General features: G+C 71.0%; 19 protein-coding genes and 2 tRNA genes. 16 read left to right on the top strand and 5 right to left on the bottom strand.

Translation table 11 applies throughout. The annotated features are described in order from the left end of the window. Positions 1-40: 40 nt before the first annotated feature. Positions 41-865 carry a GNAT family N-acetyltransferase gene (locus Sco07f_RS25040; protein ID WP_167468216.1) on the top strand — a complete coding sequence of 275 codons (825 nt, stop codon included), beginning with the start codon at positions 41-43 and terminating at the stop codon, positions 863-865. 36 nt (positions 866-901) lie between these two features. Here the strand turns inward: Sco07f_RS25040 and Sco07f_RS25045 are convergent, their stop codons facing one another. Then, positions 902-1,426 (bottom strand): DsbA family protein, encoded by a 525-nt coding sequence (locus Sco07f_RS25045; RefSeq protein ID WP_007447627.1) that lies wholly within the window; start codon positions 1,424-1,426, stop codon positions 902-904. A 190-nt stretch (positions 1,427-1,616) separates the two neighbouring features. Between Sco07f_RS25045 and Sco07f_RS25050 the strand changes: the two genes are divergently transcribed. After that, on the top strand, positions 1,617-2,069 hold the full coding sequence (locus tag Sco07f_RS25050; RefSeq protein WP_054103147.1) for a hypothetical protein: 453 nt from the start codon (positions 1,617-1,619) through the stop codon (positions 2,067-2,069). 184 nt (positions 2,070-2,253) lie between these two features. Further along, the gene (locus tag Sco07f_RS25055) at positions 2,254-2,433 is read left to right on the top strand and encodes a hypothetical protein (protein ID WP_007447613.1); all 180 of its coding nucleotides are present in this window, start codon (positions 2,254-2,256) and stop codon (positions 2,431-2,433) included. Between the two features lie 90 nt (positions 2,434-2,523). Here the strand turns inward: Sco07f_RS25055 and Sco07f_RS25060 are convergent, their stop codons facing one another. Both Sco07f_RS25060 and Sco07f_RS25065 read right to left on the bottom strand, forming a co-directional pair. Further along, entirely contained in the window at positions 2,524-3,084 is a 561-nt protein-coding gene (locus Sco07f_RS25060) for a CGNR zinc finger domain-containing protein (RefSeq protein ID WP_007447619.1), read from the bottom strand. Positions 3,085-3,361: 277 nt separating this feature from the next. Continuing rightward, positions 3,362-3,775 (bottom strand): SsgA family sporulation/cell division regulator, encoded by a 414-nt coding sequence (locus Sco07f_RS25065; protein WP_004002642.1) that lies wholly within the window; start codon positions 3,773-3,775, stop codon positions 3,362-3,364. Between the two features lie 191 nt (positions 3,776-3,966). Between Sco07f_RS25065 and Sco07f_RS25070 the strand changes: the two genes are divergently transcribed. From Sco07f_RS25070 to Sco07f_RS25110, 9 genes are all read left to right on the top strand, one after another. Next, positions 3,967-4,419: a TIGR02611 family protein gene (locus Sco07f_RS25070; protein ID WP_007447611.1), complete on the top strand. Its 453-nt coding sequence runs from the start codon at positions 3,967-3,969 to the stop codon at positions 4,417-4,419. Between the two features lie 78 nt (positions 4,420-4,497). After that, a tRNA-Val gene (locus tag Sco07f_RS25075) sits at positions 4,498-4,569 on the top strand. A gap of 353 nt (positions 4,570-4,922) precedes the next feature. Then, the gene (locus tag Sco07f_RS25080) at positions 4,923-6,224 is read left to right on the top strand and encodes an ABC transporter substrate-binding protein (RefSeq protein WP_108989259.1); all 1,302 of its coding nucleotides are present in this window, start codon (positions 4,923-4,925) and stop codon (positions 6,222-6,224) included. Further along, a complete protein-coding gene (locus Sco07f_RS25085) occupies positions 6,224-7,222 on the top strand; it encodes a carbohydrate ABC transporter permease (RefSeq protein ID WP_167468217.1) in 999 nt (332 codons plus the stop codon). The genes Sco07f_RS25080 and Sco07f_RS25085 overlap by 1 nt, the downstream gene beginning before the upstream one ends. Further along, entirely contained in the window at positions 7,219-8,130 is a 912-nt protein-coding gene (locus tag Sco07f_RS25090; protein ID WP_108989260.1) for a carbohydrate ABC transporter permease, read from the top strand. Before Sco07f_RS25085 ends, Sco07f_RS25090 begins: the two co-directional genes overlap by 4 nt. A 12-nt stretch (positions 8,131-8,142) precedes the next feature. Continuing rightward, positions 8,143-8,742, top strand: coding sequence for a hypothetical protein (locus Sco07f_RS25095; RefSeq protein WP_108989261.1), 600 nt, complete (start codon positions 8,143-8,145; stop codon positions 8,740-8,742). A gap of 119 nt (positions 8,743-8,861) precedes the next feature. Next, positions 8,862-11,600: an exo-rhamnogalacturonan lyase family protein gene (locus Sco07f_RS25100; protein WP_108989262.1), complete on the top strand. Its 2,739-nt coding sequence runs from the start codon at positions 8,862-8,864 to the stop codon at positions 11,598-11,600. A 39-nt stretch (positions 11,601-11,639) separates the two neighbouring features. Next, positions 11,640-12,086, top strand: a complete 447-nt coding sequence (locus Sco07f_RS25105; protein ID WP_007447630.1) for an SRPBCC family protein — start codon at positions 11,640-11,642, stop codon at positions 12,084-12,086. Between the two features lie 39 nt (positions 12,087-12,125). Then, positions 12,126-12,197 (top strand) — tRNA-Val (locus Sco07f_RS25110). A gap of 138 nt (positions 12,198-12,335) precedes the next feature. Here Sco07f_RS25110 and Sco07f_RS25115 read toward each other — a convergent pair. Continuing rightward, the gene (locus tag Sco07f_RS25115) at positions 12,336-13,061 is read right to left on the bottom strand and encodes a 3'-5' exonuclease (protein ID WP_007447639.1); all 726 of its coding nucleotides are present in this window, start codon (positions 13,059-13,061) and stop codon (positions 12,336-12,338) included. A 171-nt stretch (positions 13,062-13,232) separates the two neighbouring features. On the opposite strand from Sco07f_RS25115, the gene Sco07f_RS25120 reads away from it, so the two are divergent. From Sco07f_RS25120 to Sco07f_RS25135, 4 genes are all read left to right on the top strand, one after another. Then, the gene (locus Sco07f_RS25120) at positions 13,233-13,799 is read left to right on the top strand and encodes a DUF4365 domain-containing protein (RefSeq protein ID WP_054103143.1); all 567 of its coding nucleotides are present in this window, start codon (positions 13,233-13,235) and stop codon (positions 13,797-13,799) included. Further along, complete coding sequence (locus Sco07f_RS25125; RefSeq protein WP_108989263.1) at positions 13,796-15,070, top strand: hypothetical protein; 1,275 nt, start codon at positions 13,796-13,798, stop codon at positions 15,068-15,070. The genes Sco07f_RS25120 and Sco07f_RS25125 overlap by 4 nt, the downstream gene beginning before the upstream one ends. A 92-nt stretch (positions 15,071-15,162) precedes the next feature. After that, positions 15,163-17,139, top strand: coding sequence for a threonine--tRNA ligase (gene thrS / locus Sco07f_RS25130; RefSeq protein ID WP_108989264.1), 1,977 nt, complete (start codon positions 15,163-15,165; stop codon positions 17,137-17,139). A gap of 86 nt (positions 17,140-17,225) precedes the next feature. Next, positions 17,226-17,774: an HIT family protein gene (locus Sco07f_RS25135; RefSeq protein WP_054103140.1), complete on the top strand. Its 549-nt coding sequence runs from the start codon at positions 17,226-17,228 to the stop codon at positions 17,772-17,774. Between the two features lie 130 nt (positions 17,775-17,904). On the opposite strand, the gene Sco07f_RS25140 is transcribed toward Sco07f_RS25135, so the two are convergent. Then, the gene (locus tag Sco07f_RS25140; RefSeq protein ID WP_007447604.1) at positions 17,905-19,560 is read right to left on the bottom strand and encodes an AbeC-like domain-containing protein; all 1,656 of its coding nucleotides are present in this window, start codon (positions 19,558-19,560) and stop codon (positions 17,905-17,907) included. Between the last annotated feature and the right edge of the window lie 34 nt (positions 19,561-19,594).

The following is a 19,594-nucleotide window of genomic DNA, read 5'->3' on the forward strand; positions in this document are numbered from 1 at the left end:
TCGGCTGCCGTAGCCGTCCGCAGTGGGTAGAACTGCCGTGATGACAACGACCCTGCGGCCGACCGAGCCGCTCCAGCGCGCCGCCGACGGGACCCGTTCACGCCACTACCAGGTGTGTGTGAACAGCCGTCCCGTCGGCGTGCTGCACCTCGGCACGTCACGCGAACTCGGCGACTCGGTGGCCGTGGTCCACAAGCTGCGCGTCGACGAACCGGACCGCCGGCGCGGCCGGGGCACGGTGGCCGCGCTCGCCGCGGAGGAGGTGGCGCGCGGCTGGGGCTGCCGGCTGATGGAGGCGAGCGTCGCCGGAGACGCCGAGGGTGGTACGCGGCTCGCGGAGGCGCTCGGCTACGTCCTGCGGAACCGCACCATGACCAAGCCGCTCGGCGGCACCCCGCCCGCCCTGCCCGAGGGCAGCCGGGCCCGGCCCATGACACCGGAGGACTTCGCCACCTGGCTGGCGTACGAGGCGGAGCACTACGCCCGGACCTGGATGGAGCGGGGCGTGCCCGAGGCCGACGCGCGTGCGAAGGCCCGCCGTGATCACGAAGTGCTGCTGCCCCGGGGGCAGGACACCGAGAACATGCTGTTCAGCGTGTTGGAGCACCAGGGCGAGCGGGTCGGGACCCTGTGGCTGGCGCTGCGGGAGGACCGGGCCTTCGTCTTCGACGTCGAGGCCGAAGCGGCCCACCGGGGCCGGGGACACGGCCGCACCCTGATGCTGCTGGCCGAGGCCCAGACGGTCGCCGCCGGCCGCCCCCTGATCGGCCTCAACGTCTTCACGGGGAACACCGCGGCCGAGCGGCTCTACGAGTCGCTCGGCTACACGGCCACCCGGTACAGCTACTGCAAGCCGCTGCTGTGAGGGTGGGCGGCCGGAGCCGGCCGCCCGCTCCCGCGCTCAGCCCCGCTGCTCGCCGAGCAGCCGGTCGGCGATCTCCTCGACGCGCTCGCGCAGCCCTTCCTGGCTCTTGCCGCCGTCGAGGCGCTCGCCGCCGATCACGTACGTGGGGGTGCCGGTCACGCCGATCGCCTTGCCCTCGGCCTGATCGGCGTCGACGATCAGGATGTGCCGGCCGTCGACGAGCGCCGTGTCGAACTCCTCCGCGTCCAGTCCCAGTTCCCCGGCCACCTCGACCAGGAGGGGTTCTCCCTTGCGGTCCAGCTCCGCGACCCGGCCCAGCACGGCTTCGGCGTACGGCCAGCCCATGCCCTGGGCCACGGCCTCCTCGGCGGCCTGCGCGGCGGCGAAGGCGTGCTTGTGCTTCTCCAGCGGGAAGTGCCGCAGCCGCACCTCCAGACGGTCGCCGTAGCGGGCGCGCAGGGCACGGAGGTCGTCCAGGGCGGTGTGGCAGTCCGGGCACTGCAATTCGCACCAGACGTCGAGGACGGGCGCGGCGGGACGGGCGGGGGAGGAGTCGCTCATGCCCCCATCCTCCCAGTCCGCGGTGCGCCGCCCCAACCGGTGCCGTACACCACCCACCGGCACCTCCGGAGGAGCCGACCCCGAGATCACCCTGATCTCCGGCCTCCGGCATGGCCTCACGGTGGGCGGACGGTGCAGGATGGAAGGGACGAAGTACTCATGCCCGACCGAGCCCAGCCTGGAGGACCGGATGATTGCCGAGACCGTCTGCTCCGCGGTGTCCGCGGCGGGCCTGGGCATCGCGGCGGTCACCGCGTACCGCAGGCGTTTCCTCACCGCCGCCCGCATCGCGGCCTACTCGCTGGTGCCGATCGGCCTGGTGATGACCGGAGTCGTCGAGTGGCTGGCCGACACGGCCTTCAGCCCGGTGGCCTGGGCCGGCTTCGGAGTCCTGGGCGTGGCCTGGGTGCTCTTCATGACCACCCGTGCCGTGGAGCGCCGCCGAGGCGGCACCCGCAAGGAGCGCAAGGAGGCCCGGGCCGCCGCACGGCGCGACGCGGTGGCCCCGGGAGCCTCCGCGCCGTCCCTCGGACCGGGCGCCCGCCCGGCCGCCGAGCCCGCGCCCCGACCGGCGAAGGCGTCCCGGGGCGGGGACGACGACTTCAGCGACATCGAGGCCATCCTCAAGAAGCACGGGATATGACACCCGGCGGCCGGAACACGGCGGCCGGCGCCGGGGGCTGAGGCGGCACAGCGGTCCGAGGCCGACAGCGTGCGCTCCGGAATGATCACGATCCGACCGGACATCGCGACATTCAACGAACTCCCGGTCTCGACGTGCGTGTTGATCGCGAAGACATCACCTGCTGCGTCATCATCGCGGCGAGATGCCGGACACCACTCAGCTGGACTCCCAGCTGGACACGAGACAGAGCGAAACCGCGCGGACGAAGGACGAACCACGCGGCTGCCTCTTCGCCCTTTCCCAGCCACCGCTCATGATCTTCCTTGCGGTGATCGGGTGTCTGCTGCTCATGGCTTCGTTGCACGATCTGCTGTTGCTGTGAGCCGTACCCGCGCTCCCCGGCGCCACCCGCCGGGGGCCGCGTCGCCCCTCCTACGGCATCCGCTGCCACTCGGGGTCCGGAAGGACGGCGTCAGCCCGCCGCCTCCTTGCGCCGGGCCCGGTAGGCGGCCACGTGCAAGCGATTTCCGCACGTGCGGCTGTCGCAGTACCGCCGCGACCGGTTCCGGGACAGATCGACGAAGGCGCGCCGGCAGTCGGGCGCCTCGCAGCGCCGCAGCCGCTCCTGCTCCCCGGCGACCACGAAGAACGCCAGCGCCATCCCGCAGTCCGCGGTCAGGTGGTCCGCGACCGAGGCGCCGGGCGCGAAGTAGTGGATGTGCCAGTCGTAGCCGTCGTGGTCGGTGAGCCGGGGCGTGGTGCCGGCGGCCGCGACGAGGTCGTTGATCAGTCCCGCCGCGGTGCGGGCGTCGGGGGCGGCGAAGACCGCCGCGAACCGGCCGCGGATCCTGCGCACGGCCGAGAGGTCGAGTTCCGAGAGCACCCCTACGTCGCTGATTTCGTGTGTTCCCACGAATTCCTGGAGGGCTGCGACGTCCGGCAGCCCGTCCGGAGCCGTTTCGTCCTCCGGCACGGTGTTCACCAGATCCACCACGGTGTCGAGCGCGCACCGGGTGTCGTGGGTGATCAGCACGTTTCGCTCCCTGGCCTGGGGGTCGGGCGGGCGCCCGCCGATGCTGGCCGATGGTAGTGGCTCGCGCGGCGGGCGGAGCGGCCGCGATCCGGTCCCGGTCGTGCCCCGTCCCGTCAACGGAGGCCGGCCCGCCTTCGTTCCCGGCGCCGCGCACACGGCGGCGCCGCCCCCGCGGAGATCCGCGGCGGCGACGCCGGTGTGTGCCGTATGCGGTTGTCCGGGCCCGTGCCGTCACCCCGAGTCGACGGCGACGGGCGGCTTCACGCGGGGCCCCGCCCTAGCTTTCCGCCAGGATGTGCGAGAGCTCCTGATCGAGATCGAAGTGCCGGTGTTCCGTGCCGGGGGGCACGGCGGCGTCTGTGCGCTTCAGGAAGGACTCCAGGGCCCGCGCGGGGGCCTCGAGCAGTGCTTCGCCCTCCGGGGAGCTGAGAGCGATGCACACGACGCCCTGGCCGTGACTGCGCGACGGCCAGACGCGGACGTCGCCGGTCCCGGTGGGACGGTGGAGGCCTTCGGCGAGGAGGTCGCGGGCGAACACCCACTCGACGGTCTCCTCGGCTCCGGTGTGGAAGGTGGCGTGCACGGCGTAGGGGTCGGCCGTGTCGTACCGCAGGCCTGCGGGGACAGGCAGGGAGGACTCGCTCGACACAACGAGGCGCAGGTGCAGCTCGCAGCTGACCGTGGTGTTCATAAGCGCCAGGGCCTTTCGCTCAGTGTGCGCTCGGGGATTCGCACGTCGGCGAAATCGACATGCCACCTACGGTGCCGTTGTAAACCCCTCTGAGTGTTTTGCGTGTGTTTACGTAACTCTTCCGGCCGAGAGATCGTTCGGGTCGTGCGCCCATTCCGGTGACAGGTTTCGCTCCGGTAGTGTTTGGCCGTATGAACACGGGGAGTGACAAGCACGGCGAGACGGCCGTGGCGGAAGACCGTACGGGGACGGACGAGGCCACGGCCGAGCGGGCGCTGGGTTCGCGGGCACCGGATTTCGTCAAGGCGCGTCGTGTGCTGCACCTGAGCTGGCAGGTCGGCGTCTTCATCGTCGGCCTCGCGGTCGTGGCGGCCGGTGTCGCCATGCTGGTGCTGCCCGGACCGGGCTGGGTCGTAATCTTCGGCGGCATGGCGATCTGGGCGACCGAGTTCGTCTGGGCCCAGCTGGTGCTGCGCTGGACCAAGCGCAAGGTCACCGAGGCGGCGCAGCGTGCCCTCGATCCGAAGGTGCGGCGCCGCAACATCATCCTGACCTCCATCGGTGTGGTGATCATCGCCGCGCTGGCCGGGATCTACCTCTGGAAGTTCGGCCTCGAGATGCCCTGGAACATCAAGGACCAGTGATCGTCGGCGGGGGTGCGCCGTCGGCGGCCCCCGTGGTCACGGGCGCCTCTGACATGCGGTAATGTTCTTCCTGCGTCCGGGCGATTAGCTCAGTGGGAGAGCGCTTCGTTCACACCGAAGAGGTCACTGGTTCGAACCCAGTATCGCCCACCGGATCAGCAGGCGGCCCGGCTCACCCTCGTGAGCCGGGCCGCCTTCGTGTGCGCCGCGTCCGGGCGCCCGGGCATTCCGCTTCCGCCCGCCTTCACCCAACCGTGACCTTCGGCGTCGCGGCGCTCCGCGGCCCCGCGGCTGTTCGGCCGGTCGGTCGCGCCGCGCCGACCTGTGGGTTCTCCGGGGCGCCGGACGGCATTTCCTGAGAGGTGCGCCGAGCCGCCCGTGACCCCTGTCCATCAATTCCTGTCCGAATCATTGACGCACCCCCGGGCCCTCCGTACCTTGTGCCAGCAAGCGCTTACTTGAAACGATTCATGAGGCGGAAGCGACGTCGCGGGGAGGCTCGTATGCAGCAGGGCGGGAATGCGGAGCGGCAGGCCGGAAGGCGCACGGTCCTCAAGGCGGCGGGGGCCTCGCTGGCCGTCGCCGGCCTCGGGGCCACGGCCACCGCGTGCGGCGGCGGCAGCGGCTCCGGGGACGGAACGGTGACGATCCGTTACTCCTGGTGGGGGGCCGAGGACCGGGCCGAGCGCATCAACAAGACCATCGCGCTCTTCGAGAAGAAGTATCCGAAGATCAAGGTCAAGACCGACTTCCAGCCGTACACCGACTTCTGGAAGAAGTTCAACACCCAGGCCTCCGGAGGCAATCCACCGGACGTCTTCCAGAATGCCATTGGATTTCTCCGCAAATACGACGCCAAGAATGTCCTGCTCGACCTGAGCGGGCAGGTCGAGGCGGGAAACCTCTCCATGGACGGATTCCGCGCGGGCCTGGAGAAGTTCGGCGAGATCGACGGCAAACTCCTGGGCGTGCCCGTCGGTTCCAACTCGATGGCCCTGGTCATCGACAAGCCCGTCTACACCCGGGCCGGCGTCAAGCCCGAACAGGGCTGGACGTGGGACGACTTCGACGAGGCGATGACCAAGGTCCGGGACAAGACCGGCCGCGCCGGGGACAGCGGCATGTACGGCGTCATGTACCTCTACGACCTGTACCTCCGCCAGAACGGCAAGGCCTTCTTCACCGAGGACGGACTCGGCTTCACCGAGGCGGACCTGACCACCTGGTGGACCAAGGCGGAGAAGGGCGTGCAGACCGGCCTGTTCGCCGACCCCAAGAAGGTCGCCCAGATCAAGCCCAAGTCGGCCCTCTCCGCGGAACTCGCCGGCAGTGAGTTCACCTGGGACAACTTCACCGTCCGCTACACCTCCGAGGGCAAGAGCGAGTACGGACTCGCGCCCATCCCGACCACGGACGGCAAGCGGACCGGCCAGTACCTCGGCTCGCTGATGCTCAGCGGCTACAAGCGCACCGAGCACCCCAAGGAGGTCGCCCGGTTCATCGACTTCATGGTCCACGACCCCGAGGTCGCCAAGATCATGGGCTACGACCGCGGTGTCCCCACCACACAGGCCCAGTACGACGCCTACCGCCCGACCGACCCGGTCAACAAGGCCATCGCCGCCTACGAGGAGTCGCTCGTCGAGGCCGGCGTCCTGGAGCAGATCACCCCGCACCCCAACGGCGCCGACATCTGCGAAGCCGCGTTCCTGCGCATCGCCGAGGAGATGGCGCTCGGCTCGCGGTCCGTCGAGGAGGCCGTCGAGCAGTTCTTCACCGAGTCGAAGACGGCTCTCGCCGGCTGATGGGAAGCGCCGTGACACACGCCCCCGCGCTGGAGGGCCGGACGGCCCCCGAGCCGCGGCACGGCCCGGTGAAGTCCCCGCGCCCCGCCGAGCTGAAGCGGCGGCGCCGCCGGGAGAACCTGGCCGGATACCTCTTCATGTCCCCCTGGATCGCCGGGTTCCTGCTGCTGACGGCCGGCCCGATGGCCGCCTCGCTCTACTTCGCGTTCACCGACTACAACCTGTTCGACGCCCCCAGGTGGATCGGCCTGGACAACTTCTCCGAGATGTTCGGCGACCCGCGCTGGCGCCACTCGGTCAGGATCACGCTCTGGTACGTCGTCGTCGGCACGCCGATCAAGCTGATCGCGGCGCTCGGCGTCGCGCTGCTGCTGGCCCAGAAGAGGCGCGGACAGGCCTTCTACCGGGCCGCCTTCTACGCGCCGTCCCTGATCGGCGCGAGCGTGTCCGTCGCCATCGTGTGGAAGGCGATCTTCTCGGACGACGCGGTCGTCGACCGCACCCAGCAGCTCTTCGGGATCGACGCCGGCGGCTGGACCGGCGACCCGGAGCTGATCATCTACAGCCTGGTGGCGCTGACCGTCTGGCAGTTCGGCGCCCCGATGGTCATCTTCCTGGCCGGTCTCAAGCAGGTTCCGCGCGAGCTGTACGAGGCCGCCGACGTGGACGGCGCGGGGAAGCTGCGGCAGTTCTGGAACATCACCCTGCCGATGATCTCCCCGGTCCTCTTCTTCAACGTCCTGCTGGAGACCATCCACTCCTTCCAGATCTTCAGCTCGGCCTACATCGTCGGCGGCGGCGCCGGAGGCAACGCCTGCGGTCCCGCGGACGGCACGATGGTCTACACCTGCTACCTGTACGTCCAGGGCTTCGAGAACAGCCGCATGGGCCTGGCCTCCGCCATGGCGTGGATGCTGCTGGTCGCGGTCGCCCTGGTCACCGCGGTGCTGTTCTGGTCCCAGAAGCGCTGGGTGCACTACGAGGAGGGCGGCCGATGAGCGCGCAGGCCACCGACGTCACACCGGCCACCGGCGCCCCACCGCCCCGGTCCACCAGGGCGGCCGCGCTCCGGCGCCGGCTGCCCGGGTCGCTCGCCTGGCACCTCGGGTCGCTGGCGATCCTCGCCGTCATCCTCTACCCGGTGCTCTGGGTGATCGGCGGCTCCTTCAAGGAGAGCGGCGACATCGTCGGCAGCCTCGACCTCTTCCCGGGCGACCCGATCACGGACAACTACACGAGCCTCGCCGACGGCATCGCGGACATCTCGATCTCCACGTTCTTCGTCAACTCGCTCTTCCTGGCCGTCGGCTCCGTGATCGGCATCGTGGTGTCCTGCTCGCTGACGGCCTACGCCTTCGCGAGGATCAGGTTCGCCGGCCGCAACCTGCTGTTCACGCTGATGATCGGCACCCTGCTGCTGCCGTACCACGTGCTGCTCATCCCGCAGTACGTGCTCTTCCGCAACCTGGACATGATCAACACGTACACCCCGCTGCTGCTGGGGAAGTACCTGGCCACCGAGGCGTTCTTCGTCTTCCTGATGGTGCAGTTCATGCGCAACCTGCCCAGGGAACTGGACGAGGCCGCCCGCCTCGACGGCTGCGGGCACCTGCGGATCTACTGGTCGATCGTGCTGCCGCTGTGCCGGCCGGCGCTGATCACCAGCGCGATCTTCACCTTCATCAACTCCTGGAACGACTTCATGGGCCCGCTGATCTACCTCAACGAGCCCGGCAAGTACACGATCTCCCTCGGCCTGAAGATGTTCGTGGACCAGGAGGGCCTGGCGAACTACGGCGGCATGATCGCCATGTCGCTGGTCGCCCTGCTGCCGGTCCTCGCCTTCTTCCTGGCCTTCCAGCGCTATCTGATCGACGGCATGGCGACGTCCGGCCTGAAGGGCTGAGGTGGGGTTCCGATGACCGAAGCGCGTGCCGAGGCCCGTACGGAGCCGGGGGAGTCCCGGTTCGCCCAGGGCTTCGCCCTGTTCGCCGAGTGCCTGCTCACCGGCGTGTGGATCGCGGTGGCGGCGCTGCCGCTGGTCACCTACCCCGCCGCCTTCGCGGCCGGCGCGCGGCATCTCGGGCGCCGGCTGGCCCACGAGAGCGGTGGCTGGCGGGAGTTCGCCGCCGACTTCCGGGCGGCGGTGCGGCACGGCTGGCTCGTCGGGGTCGCCGGGTGGGCCGCCCCGGCGGTCGTCTGGATCGACGTACGGGCCGTGCGGGACGGCCTGCCCGGCGGCCCGCTGGTCGGCGCCGTCGGCGTCCTCGCCCTCATCGGCGCGGCCGTCGCGGGGCTGCGCGCGGCGGCGGACTGGCACCCCGGCGCCTCCTGGCGGTCGCTGCTCGCGCGGGCGGGCCGGCGCACCGTGCTCGACCCCGCCGGTTCCTTCCTCCTCGTCGGCGGGCTGGCCGTCGTGGTCTGCTCCGCCTGGTTCAGCGCACCGCTGGCCGTCGCCGTCCTGGGCGCCGTCGCCGCGGCGGCCGTGGCGGTCGAGGAACGCCACCGGCGCCGCTGATGACGGGGCGGCCCCGTGCCCGGCCGCCCCCCTCCGCACCCGAGGTCGGCGCCCCAGCGCCGCACCTCCACCTGTCATGCCCTTGACACCCCTGCACACTCGCACGGAAAGGAAAGGCCATGTCCCCCATCCCCCGCAGGTCCCTCCTCAAGGCGGCCGCCGTCGCCGGCGCCGCCGCGCAGTTCAGCTGGGCGCTCGGCACGAAGAGCGCCCAGGCCGCGCCCGCCGCCGCACCGGTCGCCGACGACAGCCCCGTCACCCTCACCTGGCTCGAGGACGGCGGCCTCGGCGCCGCCCCCGGCTCCACCGTCGGCGTCCCCTGGCCGAAGGGCACCTTCCGGGAGGACCAGCCGTTCGCCGTCACCGACGCGGACGGCACGTCCGTCCCCGTACAGTCCTGGCCGCTCGCGTACTGGCCCGACGGCTCCCTCAAGTGGACGGCCCACGCCGTCGGTTCCGGAAGCGGCACGCTCACCCTGGCCGCCGGCACACCCGCCGCCCCCGCCAGGAAGGTCACCGTCGACCGGCACGGCGGCACCATCGACATATCGACCGGCGTCATCACCGCGAGAATCGGCAAGTCGGGATCAACACTGATCAAGTCGGTCGTCCGGGGCTCCACCGAGATCGCGAAGAACGGCCGCCTCGTCCTGCTGCGCCAGCCCGAGATCGAGGACGGCGACCGGGGCACGGTGAAGTACGAGCGCTTCGACGGCGCCATCGACGAGGTGAAGGTCGAGCAGGACGGGCCGGTCCGCGCCGTCGTCCGCATCGACGGCAAGCACCGCAAGGGCCACCGCGGCTGGCTCCCCTTCTCCGTCCGCCTCTACTTCTACGCGGGCGCCGACTCCTTCCGCATGGTGCACACCGTCACCTTCGACGGGACGCAGGAGCCCGGGAAGGCGAGCGGCGACTTCATCCGCGGACTCGGCGTCCGCTTCACCGTCCCGATGCGCGACGAGGCCTACGACCGCCACGTCCGCATCGGCGGCGAGGGCACCGGACTGCTCCGCGAGGCGGTCAAGGGCATCACCGGACTGCGCCGCGACCCGGGAGCCGCCGTCCAGGCTGCCCAGTTCGCCGGGGAGAGGCTGCCCGACCCCGCCACCTGGGACCAACGGGTCACCACCCGCCTGAAGTACATCCCCGAATGGGGCGACTACACCCTCTCCCAGCTCTCCGCCGACGGCTTCACCCTGCGCAAGCGCACCAAGAAGGGCCACGGCTGGATCGGCGCCGGCGGCGGACGGCGCGCCTCCGGCTTCGGCTACGTCGGCGGCGCGAGCGGCGGCCTCTCCTTCGGGCTGCGCGACTTCTGGGAGAAGCACCCCGCCCAGCTCGACATCCGCGACGCCCAGACCGACGAGGCCGAGGTCACCCTCTGGCTCTGGTCGCCCGAGGCCCAGCCCATGGACCTGCGCTTCTACCACGACGGCATGGGCCAGGACACCTTCCCCGAACAGCTCGAGGGCCTCAACATCACCTACGAGGACTACGAACCGGAGTTCGGCACCCCCTACGGCATCGCCCGCACCTCGGAACTGCTCCTCTGGGCCAACGCCGCCACCCCGAGCGCCGAGAAGCTCGCCGAACAGATCGAGGCCGTGCGCGTCCTGCCGCAACTCGCCGCCCCGCCCAAGCAGCTCATCAGGGCCAAGGTCTTCGGCCCCGGCCTCTACTCCGAACCCGACCGCTCCACCCCCGCCAAGGCGAAGATCGAGGACCACCTCGACTTCCTCTTCACCTACTACAGGGGCCAGGTGGAGCAGCGCCGCTGGTACGGCTTCTGGGACTACGGCGACATCATGCACACCTACGACGCCGCCCGGCACACCTGGCGGTACGACATCGGCGGCTACGCCTGGGACAACTCCGAACTCTCCCCGGACCTCTGGCTCTGGTACGCCTACCTGCGCTCCGGCCGCGCCGACATCTTCCGCTTCGCCGAGGCCATGACCCGGCACACCGGCGAGGTCGACGTCTACCACCTGGGCGAATGGGCCGGCCTCGGCACCCGGCACGGCGTCCAGCACTACGCCGACAGCGCCAAGCAGCAGCGCATCGCCAACACCACCTACCGGCGCTTCTACTACTTCCTCACCGCCGACGAACGCGTCGGCGACCTCATGCGCGCCAACGTCGACTCCGACGAGACCTTCCTCGCCCTCGACCCGCTCCGCAAGATCCGCACCGAGCCCTACACCCCCGACCGCAACGCCCTCTCGATCGGCTTCGGCACCGACTGGAGCGGCCTGGTCTCGGCCTGGCTCACCGAGTGGGAACGCAAGGGCCCCAAGTGGGAGAAGGCCAGGGACCGCGTCCTGTCCACCATGGAGACCATCGCCGCCCAGCCCAACGGCTTCGTCCAGGGCAGCGGCCTGTACGACCTCGACACCGGGAAGTTCGCCGTCGCCGACACCCCGAAGGTCGAGGTCTCCCACCTCTCCGCCGTCTTCGGCCTGAACGAACTGTGCGCCGAACTGATCGACCTCGTCGACATGCCGAAGTTCGAGGCGGCGTACTACGACTACTGCCGCTACTTCAACGCCAGCAAGACGGAACAGGCCGAACGCTACGGCGCCAACTTCGGCAGCCTCATCCTCTTCCAGGGCCACTCGCGCCTCGACGCCTACGCCGCCGTACGCACCGGCGACGAGAAGCTCGCCACGCGCGCGTGGCAGAAGTTCTACGACTCCGACGGCTACAAGGAGTCGGCACCCTGGAGGACGGAGAAGCTGACCGGCCCCGCCGCCCTGGTCCCGGGCAGCGAGGCGAGCTGGGTGTCCACCAACGACACCGCCCTCTACGGCCTCGCCGCCATCGAGAACCTCGCACTCCTGGGGGACAGGATGCCGTAGCGGACCCGCGTGGGACGCGGGCGCGGGCACACTGCACGGGTGGACTGGAACCATTACCGCTTCCGCAGCCTGTGGCCGCTGCCCGCACCCGCCCCGGACGTCTACCGCGCCCTGGAACGGATCGAGGACTACCCCCGCTGGTGGCACCAGGTCCGCGAGGTCACCCGCATCGACGACACCACCGGCGTCATCCGCGTCCGCTCCCTCCTCCCGTACGACCTGAGGACGACCGTGCGGGAGGGGCGGCGGGACCCCGCCGCAGGGGTGCTGGAGGTCGCGATGAGCGGCGACATGGAGGGCTGGGCACGCTGGACGGTCGCCCCGCGCGGCTCCGGCACCGTCGTCCGCTACGACCAGGAGGTCGTCGTCGGCAAGCCGCTGCTGCGCCGCCTCGCCGTGCCCGGGCGACCGCTGTTCCGGGCCAACCACCGCCTCATGATGCGGGCCGGACGGCGCGGCCTCGCCGCCCACCTGAACGCGGTTTGAAGGAAGCGTGCCGGGCCCTGTATTGTTCAGTCCGTTCCCGGGCGATTAGCTCAGTGGGAGAGCGCTTCGTTCACACCGAAGAGGTCACTGGTTCGAACCCAGTATCGCCCACCCTCACGACAGCGACGTGTGTCCGCAGACCATGCGGACCACGTCGCTTCGTCGTTTCTGCGCGGCTTCGCCGCGCGTGGTGGGGGCTCCGCCGCCCACACCCCCGCCCCGGCGTTCACGCGGGCCGGGAACGAAGGTTCACGCCGCCGCCGGCAGGTCGGGTCGCAGGGGCCAGGCCGGGTCCACGGCCTCCTCGCTGCCGTTGAGCGCGAACCACGCCTGCAACCCTCGCGCCTGACCCGCGTGCCACACCGCCTGCAACGTGTGCAGTTCGGCGGGGGAGAGGCGTTCGAGGCGGGCCTGGAAGCGGCGCCCCACCGCCCGTACGACCTCCAGCGCCGCCTGGGCGTCGGCCGCCGCGTCGTGCGCGCCCTCCAGCTCCACGCAGTAGTGCGCGCACAGATCCGTGAGAGTACGACGGCCCTTGCGGTAGCGGTCCAGCTGCTTGTCCAGCACCCGCGGGTCCAGCACGTGCAGCGACGTCCGCTCCAGCCAGCGGCCCAGCGACGAGGCCCGGTGCCGGCGCAACTCCCGGTCCAGCAGGGTCAGGTCGAACGGCGCGTTCATCACCACGAGCGGCCGCCCGGCCCGGGCCTGCTCGGTCAGCGCCTCCGCTATCTCGTACATCACCGGCGCCGGCCACCGGCCGTGCCGCTCCACGTGCTCCTGGGTCAGCCCGTGCACCGCCGTCGCCGCCTCCGGCACCGGCACGCCCGGGTTCACCAGCCACCGGGTCACCCGCGGCCGCAGTCCCGGCGCGTCCTGGACGACGAGGGCCGCCGACACGATCCGGTCGGTCTCGATGTCCACACCCGTGGTCTCCGTGTCGAAGGCGGCCAGCGGCCCCTCGAACCAGCTCGTCATAGGGCACTCAACTCCTCGTCCGAGCGCGGCAGCTGACGCGCCGTCCCTTGTCCCGGTTCGGTGATACCCGGGCTGTTTGCGCCGTACGCCGGAAGGACACAACAGGAGTACGGGTCTTTGCAGTTCACAGACCCGCAGCGGGGATTCACCAGTTCTGGAAGGCTGTTGGTCATGGCCATTGCGCAGCCCGAACGGGGCGGGCTGCTTCCGGAGCGCACCGCGCCCTCACGCGGCTCACTCGCCACCACCGCCTGCATGGAGACCTTGCAGGTCGGCTACCTCCACGCCGTCGCCGCCGCGGCGGGCTGCTCGCTCTCCCAGCCCTTCCCGGACAACGGCATCGACTGGCACGTCAGCCACAGCGCCCCCGGCCACACCGTCGACGACGAGGTCACCATCAAGGTGCAGCTGAAGGCGACGTACCAGCTCCCGCCCCACCCGGCGGGCCGCTTCTTCTCCTTCACCCTGGACAACGACCACCTGGCGAAGCTCGCCCGCACCCCGGTGTCGGTGCACAAGATCCTGGTCGTGATGATCGTCCCCCGCTCCCGGGACCAGTGGCTGCGCGCCGGCCACGACCGGCTCGACCTCAGGCACTGCTGCTACTGGACCAACCTCGCCGGACACCCCGTCACCGGACGGCGGCGCACCACCGTGCGGATACCGACCGCGCGGATCTTCGACGACCGGGCGCTGTGCGAGATCATGACGCGGGTCGGGACGGGAGGAAGACCATGACGCACCGCCCGGCCGGCGAACCCCGGCGGTCCGTCGGACCCCTGCGGCCGGTACGGCCGCACCCGGCCGACGCCCTCGACGACCCCCTCGGGGACGGCCGCCCGCCCGAGTCCGGCACCGTCGACCCGGCCGTGCTGACCGCTCTGCTCCACCGGCACGGCTGGCGGCGCCGCGGCGGCGCCCCGGGCCGCTACGGCCGCTGGACCCCGCCCGGCCCGGCGGCCGGCGCCACCAGCCTCCTGGTGCCCGCCAGCCGTGCCTTCCCCGACAGCGACGACCTGCTCGCCGAGGCGCTGCTCGCCCTGTCCCGCAGCGGCACGCCCGCCGCCCGCGAGATCCTGCTCTCCCTCACCGTCCCCAGCGACGAGATCCGCTGGGAACGCGACATCCCGGCAGGGCCCGGAGACAGCGCGTCCTGGACCGCGGAGGAGCGGCTGCGCTCCGCCGCCCGCCGGATGCTGCTCGCCGGAGCACTCGCCACGCGCGCGCGTGCCGGCTACTACGGCGCCCGGCACCGGCGAGCCGCCGGCGCGGCCCTGGAGAACGTCCTGGTGGGCCCCGCCCCCGGCGGCCGCCTGCTCACGGCGTTCCTGCCGGTCGGCACCGGGCGCCCCCTCGCCGTACGCCTCCACCAGGCCCTGTACGCCGCCCGTGAGGCCGTCGACTACCGGCGGGCCACCGGCGGCATGGAGGCCTTCGACGCGGCCGTCGCCGCCGGCGTCAGCCACGAACTGGCCGAGTCGCTCGTCGCCCTGGTCCGGGGCAGCGAGGGAGCCCGGATCGCCGTCGGCTGGGCGCCGGCCGCGGGCGTACCCGAGGGCTGCGGAGCCCTCGCCGAACCCGTCGAGTTCACCCCCGGAGACCTGCCCGCCCTGCGCGAGGCCGCCGCCCGCTACCTGCGCGCGGAGCCCTCCGTGCCGGTGCGCATCACCGGCACCGTCGTCCGCATGCGCCGGCCCGGACCACGCGGCACGGGCACCGTACGGCTGCGGGTGCTGGCCGGGGCCGAGGTGCCGCACGTGCGGGTCGCGCTGGACGAGGAGGGCTACCGGATCGCCGGGCACGCCCACCTCGTCGGGCTGCCGGTACGGGTGCTCGGGCGGCTGGAGAGCCGGGGCGGGTTCCGCCGGCTCACCGGCGCCTGCGAGATCACCCCCGTACAGGTCGACGACGCGGAGCGGGACCGGCTGCTGAAGGCCGTCCAGGAACACGTGGAGGTCGCGGCGTTCCTCGAGGAGACCTGCGGCGACGGAGGGGACTGCGGGGACTGATTTCGCGCTGGGTGGCCCGGGGTCGGTACGATCGCCCCCATGCGTGCGCTCCGGTATGGCGCCGCGGCCCCACCTTCAGTCAGGAGAGACCGGTGTCAGACGTCCGTGTGATCATCCAGCGGGATTCCGAGCGGGAAGAACGCGTGGTGACGACGGGCACTACGGCCGCCGAGCTCTTCGCCGGCGAGCGCTCGATCATCGCCGCCCGTGTGTCCGGGGAGCTCAAGGACCTCGCCCACGAGGTGCGGGACGGCGAGACCGTCGAAGGCGTCGAGATCTCCTCCGAGGACGGTCTGAACATCCTGCGCCACTCCACCGCGCACGTCATGGCGCAGGCCGTGCAGGAGCTGTTCCCCGAGGCCAAGCTGGGCATCGGCCCGCCGGTCAAGGACGGCTTCTACTACGACTTCGACGTCGAGAAGCCCTTCCACCCCGATGACCTCAAGGCCATCGAGAAGAAGATGCAGGAGATCCAGAAGCGGGGGCAGAAGTTCTCCCGCCGCGTGGTCACCGACGACGAGGCCCGCACCGAGCTCGCCGACGAGCCGTACAAGCTGGAGCTGATCGGCCTCAAGGGCTCCGCCTCGCACGACGACGGCGCGGACGTCGAGGTCGGCGCCGGCGAGCTGACGATCTACGACAACCTGGACGCCAAGACCGGCGACCTGTGCTGGAAGGACCTCTGCCGGGGCCCGCACCTGCCCACCACCCGCAACATCCCGGCGTTCAAGCTCATGCGCAACGCCGCCGCCTACTGGCGCGGCAGCGAGAAGAACCCGATGCTCCAGCGCATCTACGGCACCGCCTGGCCCACCAAGGACGAGCTGAAGGCGCACCTGGAGTTCCTCGCCGAGGCCGAGAAGCGCGACCACCGCAAGCTCGGCAACGAGCTGGACCTGTTCTCCATCCCGGAGCAGATCGGCTCCGGCCTCGCCGTCTTCCACCCCAAGGGCGGCATCATCCGCCGGGTCATGGAGGACTACTCGCGCCGCCGCCACGAGGAGGAGGGCTACGAGTTCGTCTACACCCCGCACGCGACCAAGGGGAAGCTCTTCGAGACCTCGGGCCACCTGGACTGGTACGCGGACGGCATGTACCCGCCCATGCAGCTCGACGAGGGCGTGGACTACTACCTCAAGCCCATGAACTGCCCGATGCACAACCTGATCTTCGACGCGCGCGGCCGTTCCTACCGTGAGCTGCCCCTGCGCCTGTTCGAGTTCGGCACCGTGTACCGGTACGAGAAGTCGGGCGTCGTGCACGGCCTGACCCGGGCCCGCGGCTTCACCCAGGACGACGCGCACATCTACTGCACCCGCGAGCAGATGTCCGAGGAGCTCGACAAGACGCTCACCTTCGTCCTGAACCTGCTGCGGGACTACGGCCTGAACGACTTCTACCTGGAGCTGTCCACCAAGGACCCGGAGAAGTTCGTCGGCTCCGACGAGGCCTGGGAAGAGGCCACCGAGACGCTGCGCCAGGTCGCCGAGAAGCAGAACCTGGAGCTCGTGGCGGACCCCGGCGGCGCCGCGTTCTACGGCCCGAAGATCTCCGTCCAGGCCAAGGACGCCATCGGCCGCACCTGGCAGATGTCGACCATCCAGCTCGACTTCAACCTGCCGGAGCGCTTCGACCTGGAGTACACGGCCGCGGACGGCACCAAGACCCGCCCGGTCATGATCCACCGCGCGCTGTTCGGCTCCATCGAGCGCTTCTTCGCGGTGCTCCTCGAGCACTACGCGGGCGCCTTCCCGGCATGGCTCGCCCCGGTGCAGGCGGTGGGCATCCCGATCGGCGACGCGCACATCGAGTACCTGGAGAAGTTCGCCGCGGACGCCAAGAGGCAGGGCCTGCGCGTCGAGGTCGACTCGTCCTCCGACCGCATGCAGAAGAAGATCCGCAACGCCCAGAAGCAGAAGGTGCCCTTCATGGTCATCGCGGGCGACGAGGACATGGCGAACGGCGCGGTCTCCTTCCGCTACCGCGACGGCTCCCAGGAGAACGGCATCCCCGCCGACGAGGCCATCGCGAAGATCGCCAAGGTCGTCGAGGAGCGGGCGCAGGTCTGATCGCCCGGTCCGACAGGTGTGAGGGGCCCCCGGGAGATCCCGGGGGCCTTTCCCGGCCGCCCTGGGCGACGCCATATGCTGCACGCATGACGAGTGAGCCGGAGCAGCAGCTGGGAGTGGGGACGCAGGACGCGTTCCAGCGTCTGTGGACGCCCCACCGGATGGCCTACATCCAGGGCGAGAACAAGCCGAGCGGCCCGGGCGCCGACGACGGCTGCCCCTTCTGCTCGATCCCGGCCAAGTCCGACGAGGACGGTCTGATCGTCCGGCGCGGGGAGCACGTGTACGCGGTGCTCAACCTGTACCCGTACAACGGCGGCCACCTGATGACCGTGCCCTACCGCCACGTCGCCGACTACACCGAGCTGAACACCGTGGAGACCGCGGAGCTGGCCGAGCTGACCAAGCAGGCGATGACGGCGCTGCGCACCGCGTCCGGCGCCCACGGCTTCAACATCGGCATGAACCAGGGCACGGTGGCCGGCGCGGGCATCGCCGCCCACCTCCACCAGCACGTCGTGCCCCGCTGGGGCGGCGACACGAACTTCATGCCGGTCGTCGGCCACACCAAGGTCCTGCCCCAGCTCCTGGGCGACACCCGCAAGATGCTGGCGGAGGCCTGGCCGACGGCTTAGCCCTCGGCCGAGGGGAGGACCGACCAGCCCGTCCGGCGTTTGAGGACGAGGCCGTCCAGGCCGAAGCGGGGTCTGGGGGCGCAGCCCCCAGGGACGCCCACCCCAATACCCCCGCCCGACCGCCGGAGGCCTACGCGTCGTAGACGTCCGCCTTCTTCGGCGTCGCCTCCTGCACCGCCCCGCTCAGGCCGCCCGCGCGGGCACCGAACTTCTCCGTGTCCACGCCGTTCTCCTTCAGCACCTTGATCGCCGCCGAGTGCACCGCCCGCAGCACCGGCGTGGCCGCGCGCAGCGCGTCGTCGGCCATGAAGCGGTGCCGCCACGGCCGGTCCGCCCAGGCGTGCCGCACGCCGAAGGGCTCCGGCAGCGTGAGCTTGCCGCCCAGCCAGTACAGCAGCGGGGGGTACCAGGTCAGCGGGGCCCGCGCGGCCAGCCGCACCACCTCGTCGGTGTCGACCAGCGGGAGCTTCACCGTGCGGGTCTCCCAGAACCTGACGGACTTCTGGACCGTCTTCTCCTTGGCCGCCGGCTTGCTGGTGAACAGGGAGTGCACCGGCCCCAGGGCGTGCCCGGTGACCTCGATGCGCAGCGTCTCGTGCAGCACCGTCACCGTGATCAGCATGGAGATGACCAACTGGCCGTCCCACAGGGTCCACTGCACGCCCAGGTAGTGCCGGTCGCCCGCGCCGAACTGCTGCTTGTCGCAGATCTCCTGTATCGCGTGCGGCTTGACCTGGTACGCCTCCACGTCCGTGCCCTCGGGCCGGGACACCGAGTCGGCGTTCTCACCGATCGGGGTCACGATCCAGTGCCGCACGGTCGGTTTGGTGAAGCCGCCGGTGTGCAGCGGGCCGCGCTCCAGCATGCGCAGCCGGTCGTGGATGGCCTTGACGACGTCCCAGCTGCGGAACGGGTTGATCTCCCGGTCCGGGTCGACGGGGACCAGCTCCTCGGCGAGCTGCCAGTTGCCCCAGCGGGTGCCCATGCCGAGGATGCCCTTGGGACCGGCGTAGAAGACGGAGTTGGACTGCTGCTCGGCGCTGAGCCGGGCCAGCGACTGCCGCAGCTCCTCCGCGGCCGTCTCGCCGGGGCTGCTCGGCACCGCCTCGGGCACCTTCGCGCCCACGCCGGCGCCGGACAGGAGGCCGCTCCAGCGCTCCCGGAGGTCCCGCGCCGTGCGCTCGCAGATCCGCTTGGCCCAGAACCAGCCGATCACCGGGGCGACGACGCAGGCGCGTGCGTACCAGGCCCAGAAGCCGCTGAAGGGCATCTTGAGCAGGAAGAGCACGGCGAGGACCGCCATCGCGAGGAGCAGCGCGGTGGCGAGCGCGCCGGCCCGCTTGTCCTCGCGCCGGGCGACGGTGGTGCGGATCTGGAAGACGAGCAGCCAGATCAGCAGCCCGGGCAGGAAGAGCAGCCCGCACAGCACCATCACCGCACTGAGCCAGTTGTCCCGGTCCCTGCGTATGCGGTGCGCCGCGAGGCTGTGCTCCACGACGACCTGCGGCTGGGTGCCGAAGGACTGGATGAGCGGGGCCCGCTTGGGGCCCAGCATCCGGTCGATGATCGCCCGGGAGTACGCCTCGCCGAGATTGGGCCGGAACAACTTGATCCGGGGCTTGCTCACGGCCGACTTGTGCCATTCGCTGTTGGCCTTGAGTATCTCGTCGGCCTCGCTGTCGCGGTAGGCGGCCGAGGCCAGCGCGAAGGTGGCCGTCTGGCCGCCGTCGTCCGTGCGCGGCACCTGCGGTCCGAAGAAGTCCGCGTAACCGCCGTCAACGGTCATTCCCGCCCCCGATCGCCACCACTGTCGCTCCTGC

This window comes from Streptomyces coelicoflavus (genome assembly GCF_003112555.1).
Lineage (GTDB): Bacteria > Actinomycetota > Actinomycetes > Streptomycetales > Streptomycetaceae > Streptomyces > Streptomyces coelicoflavus.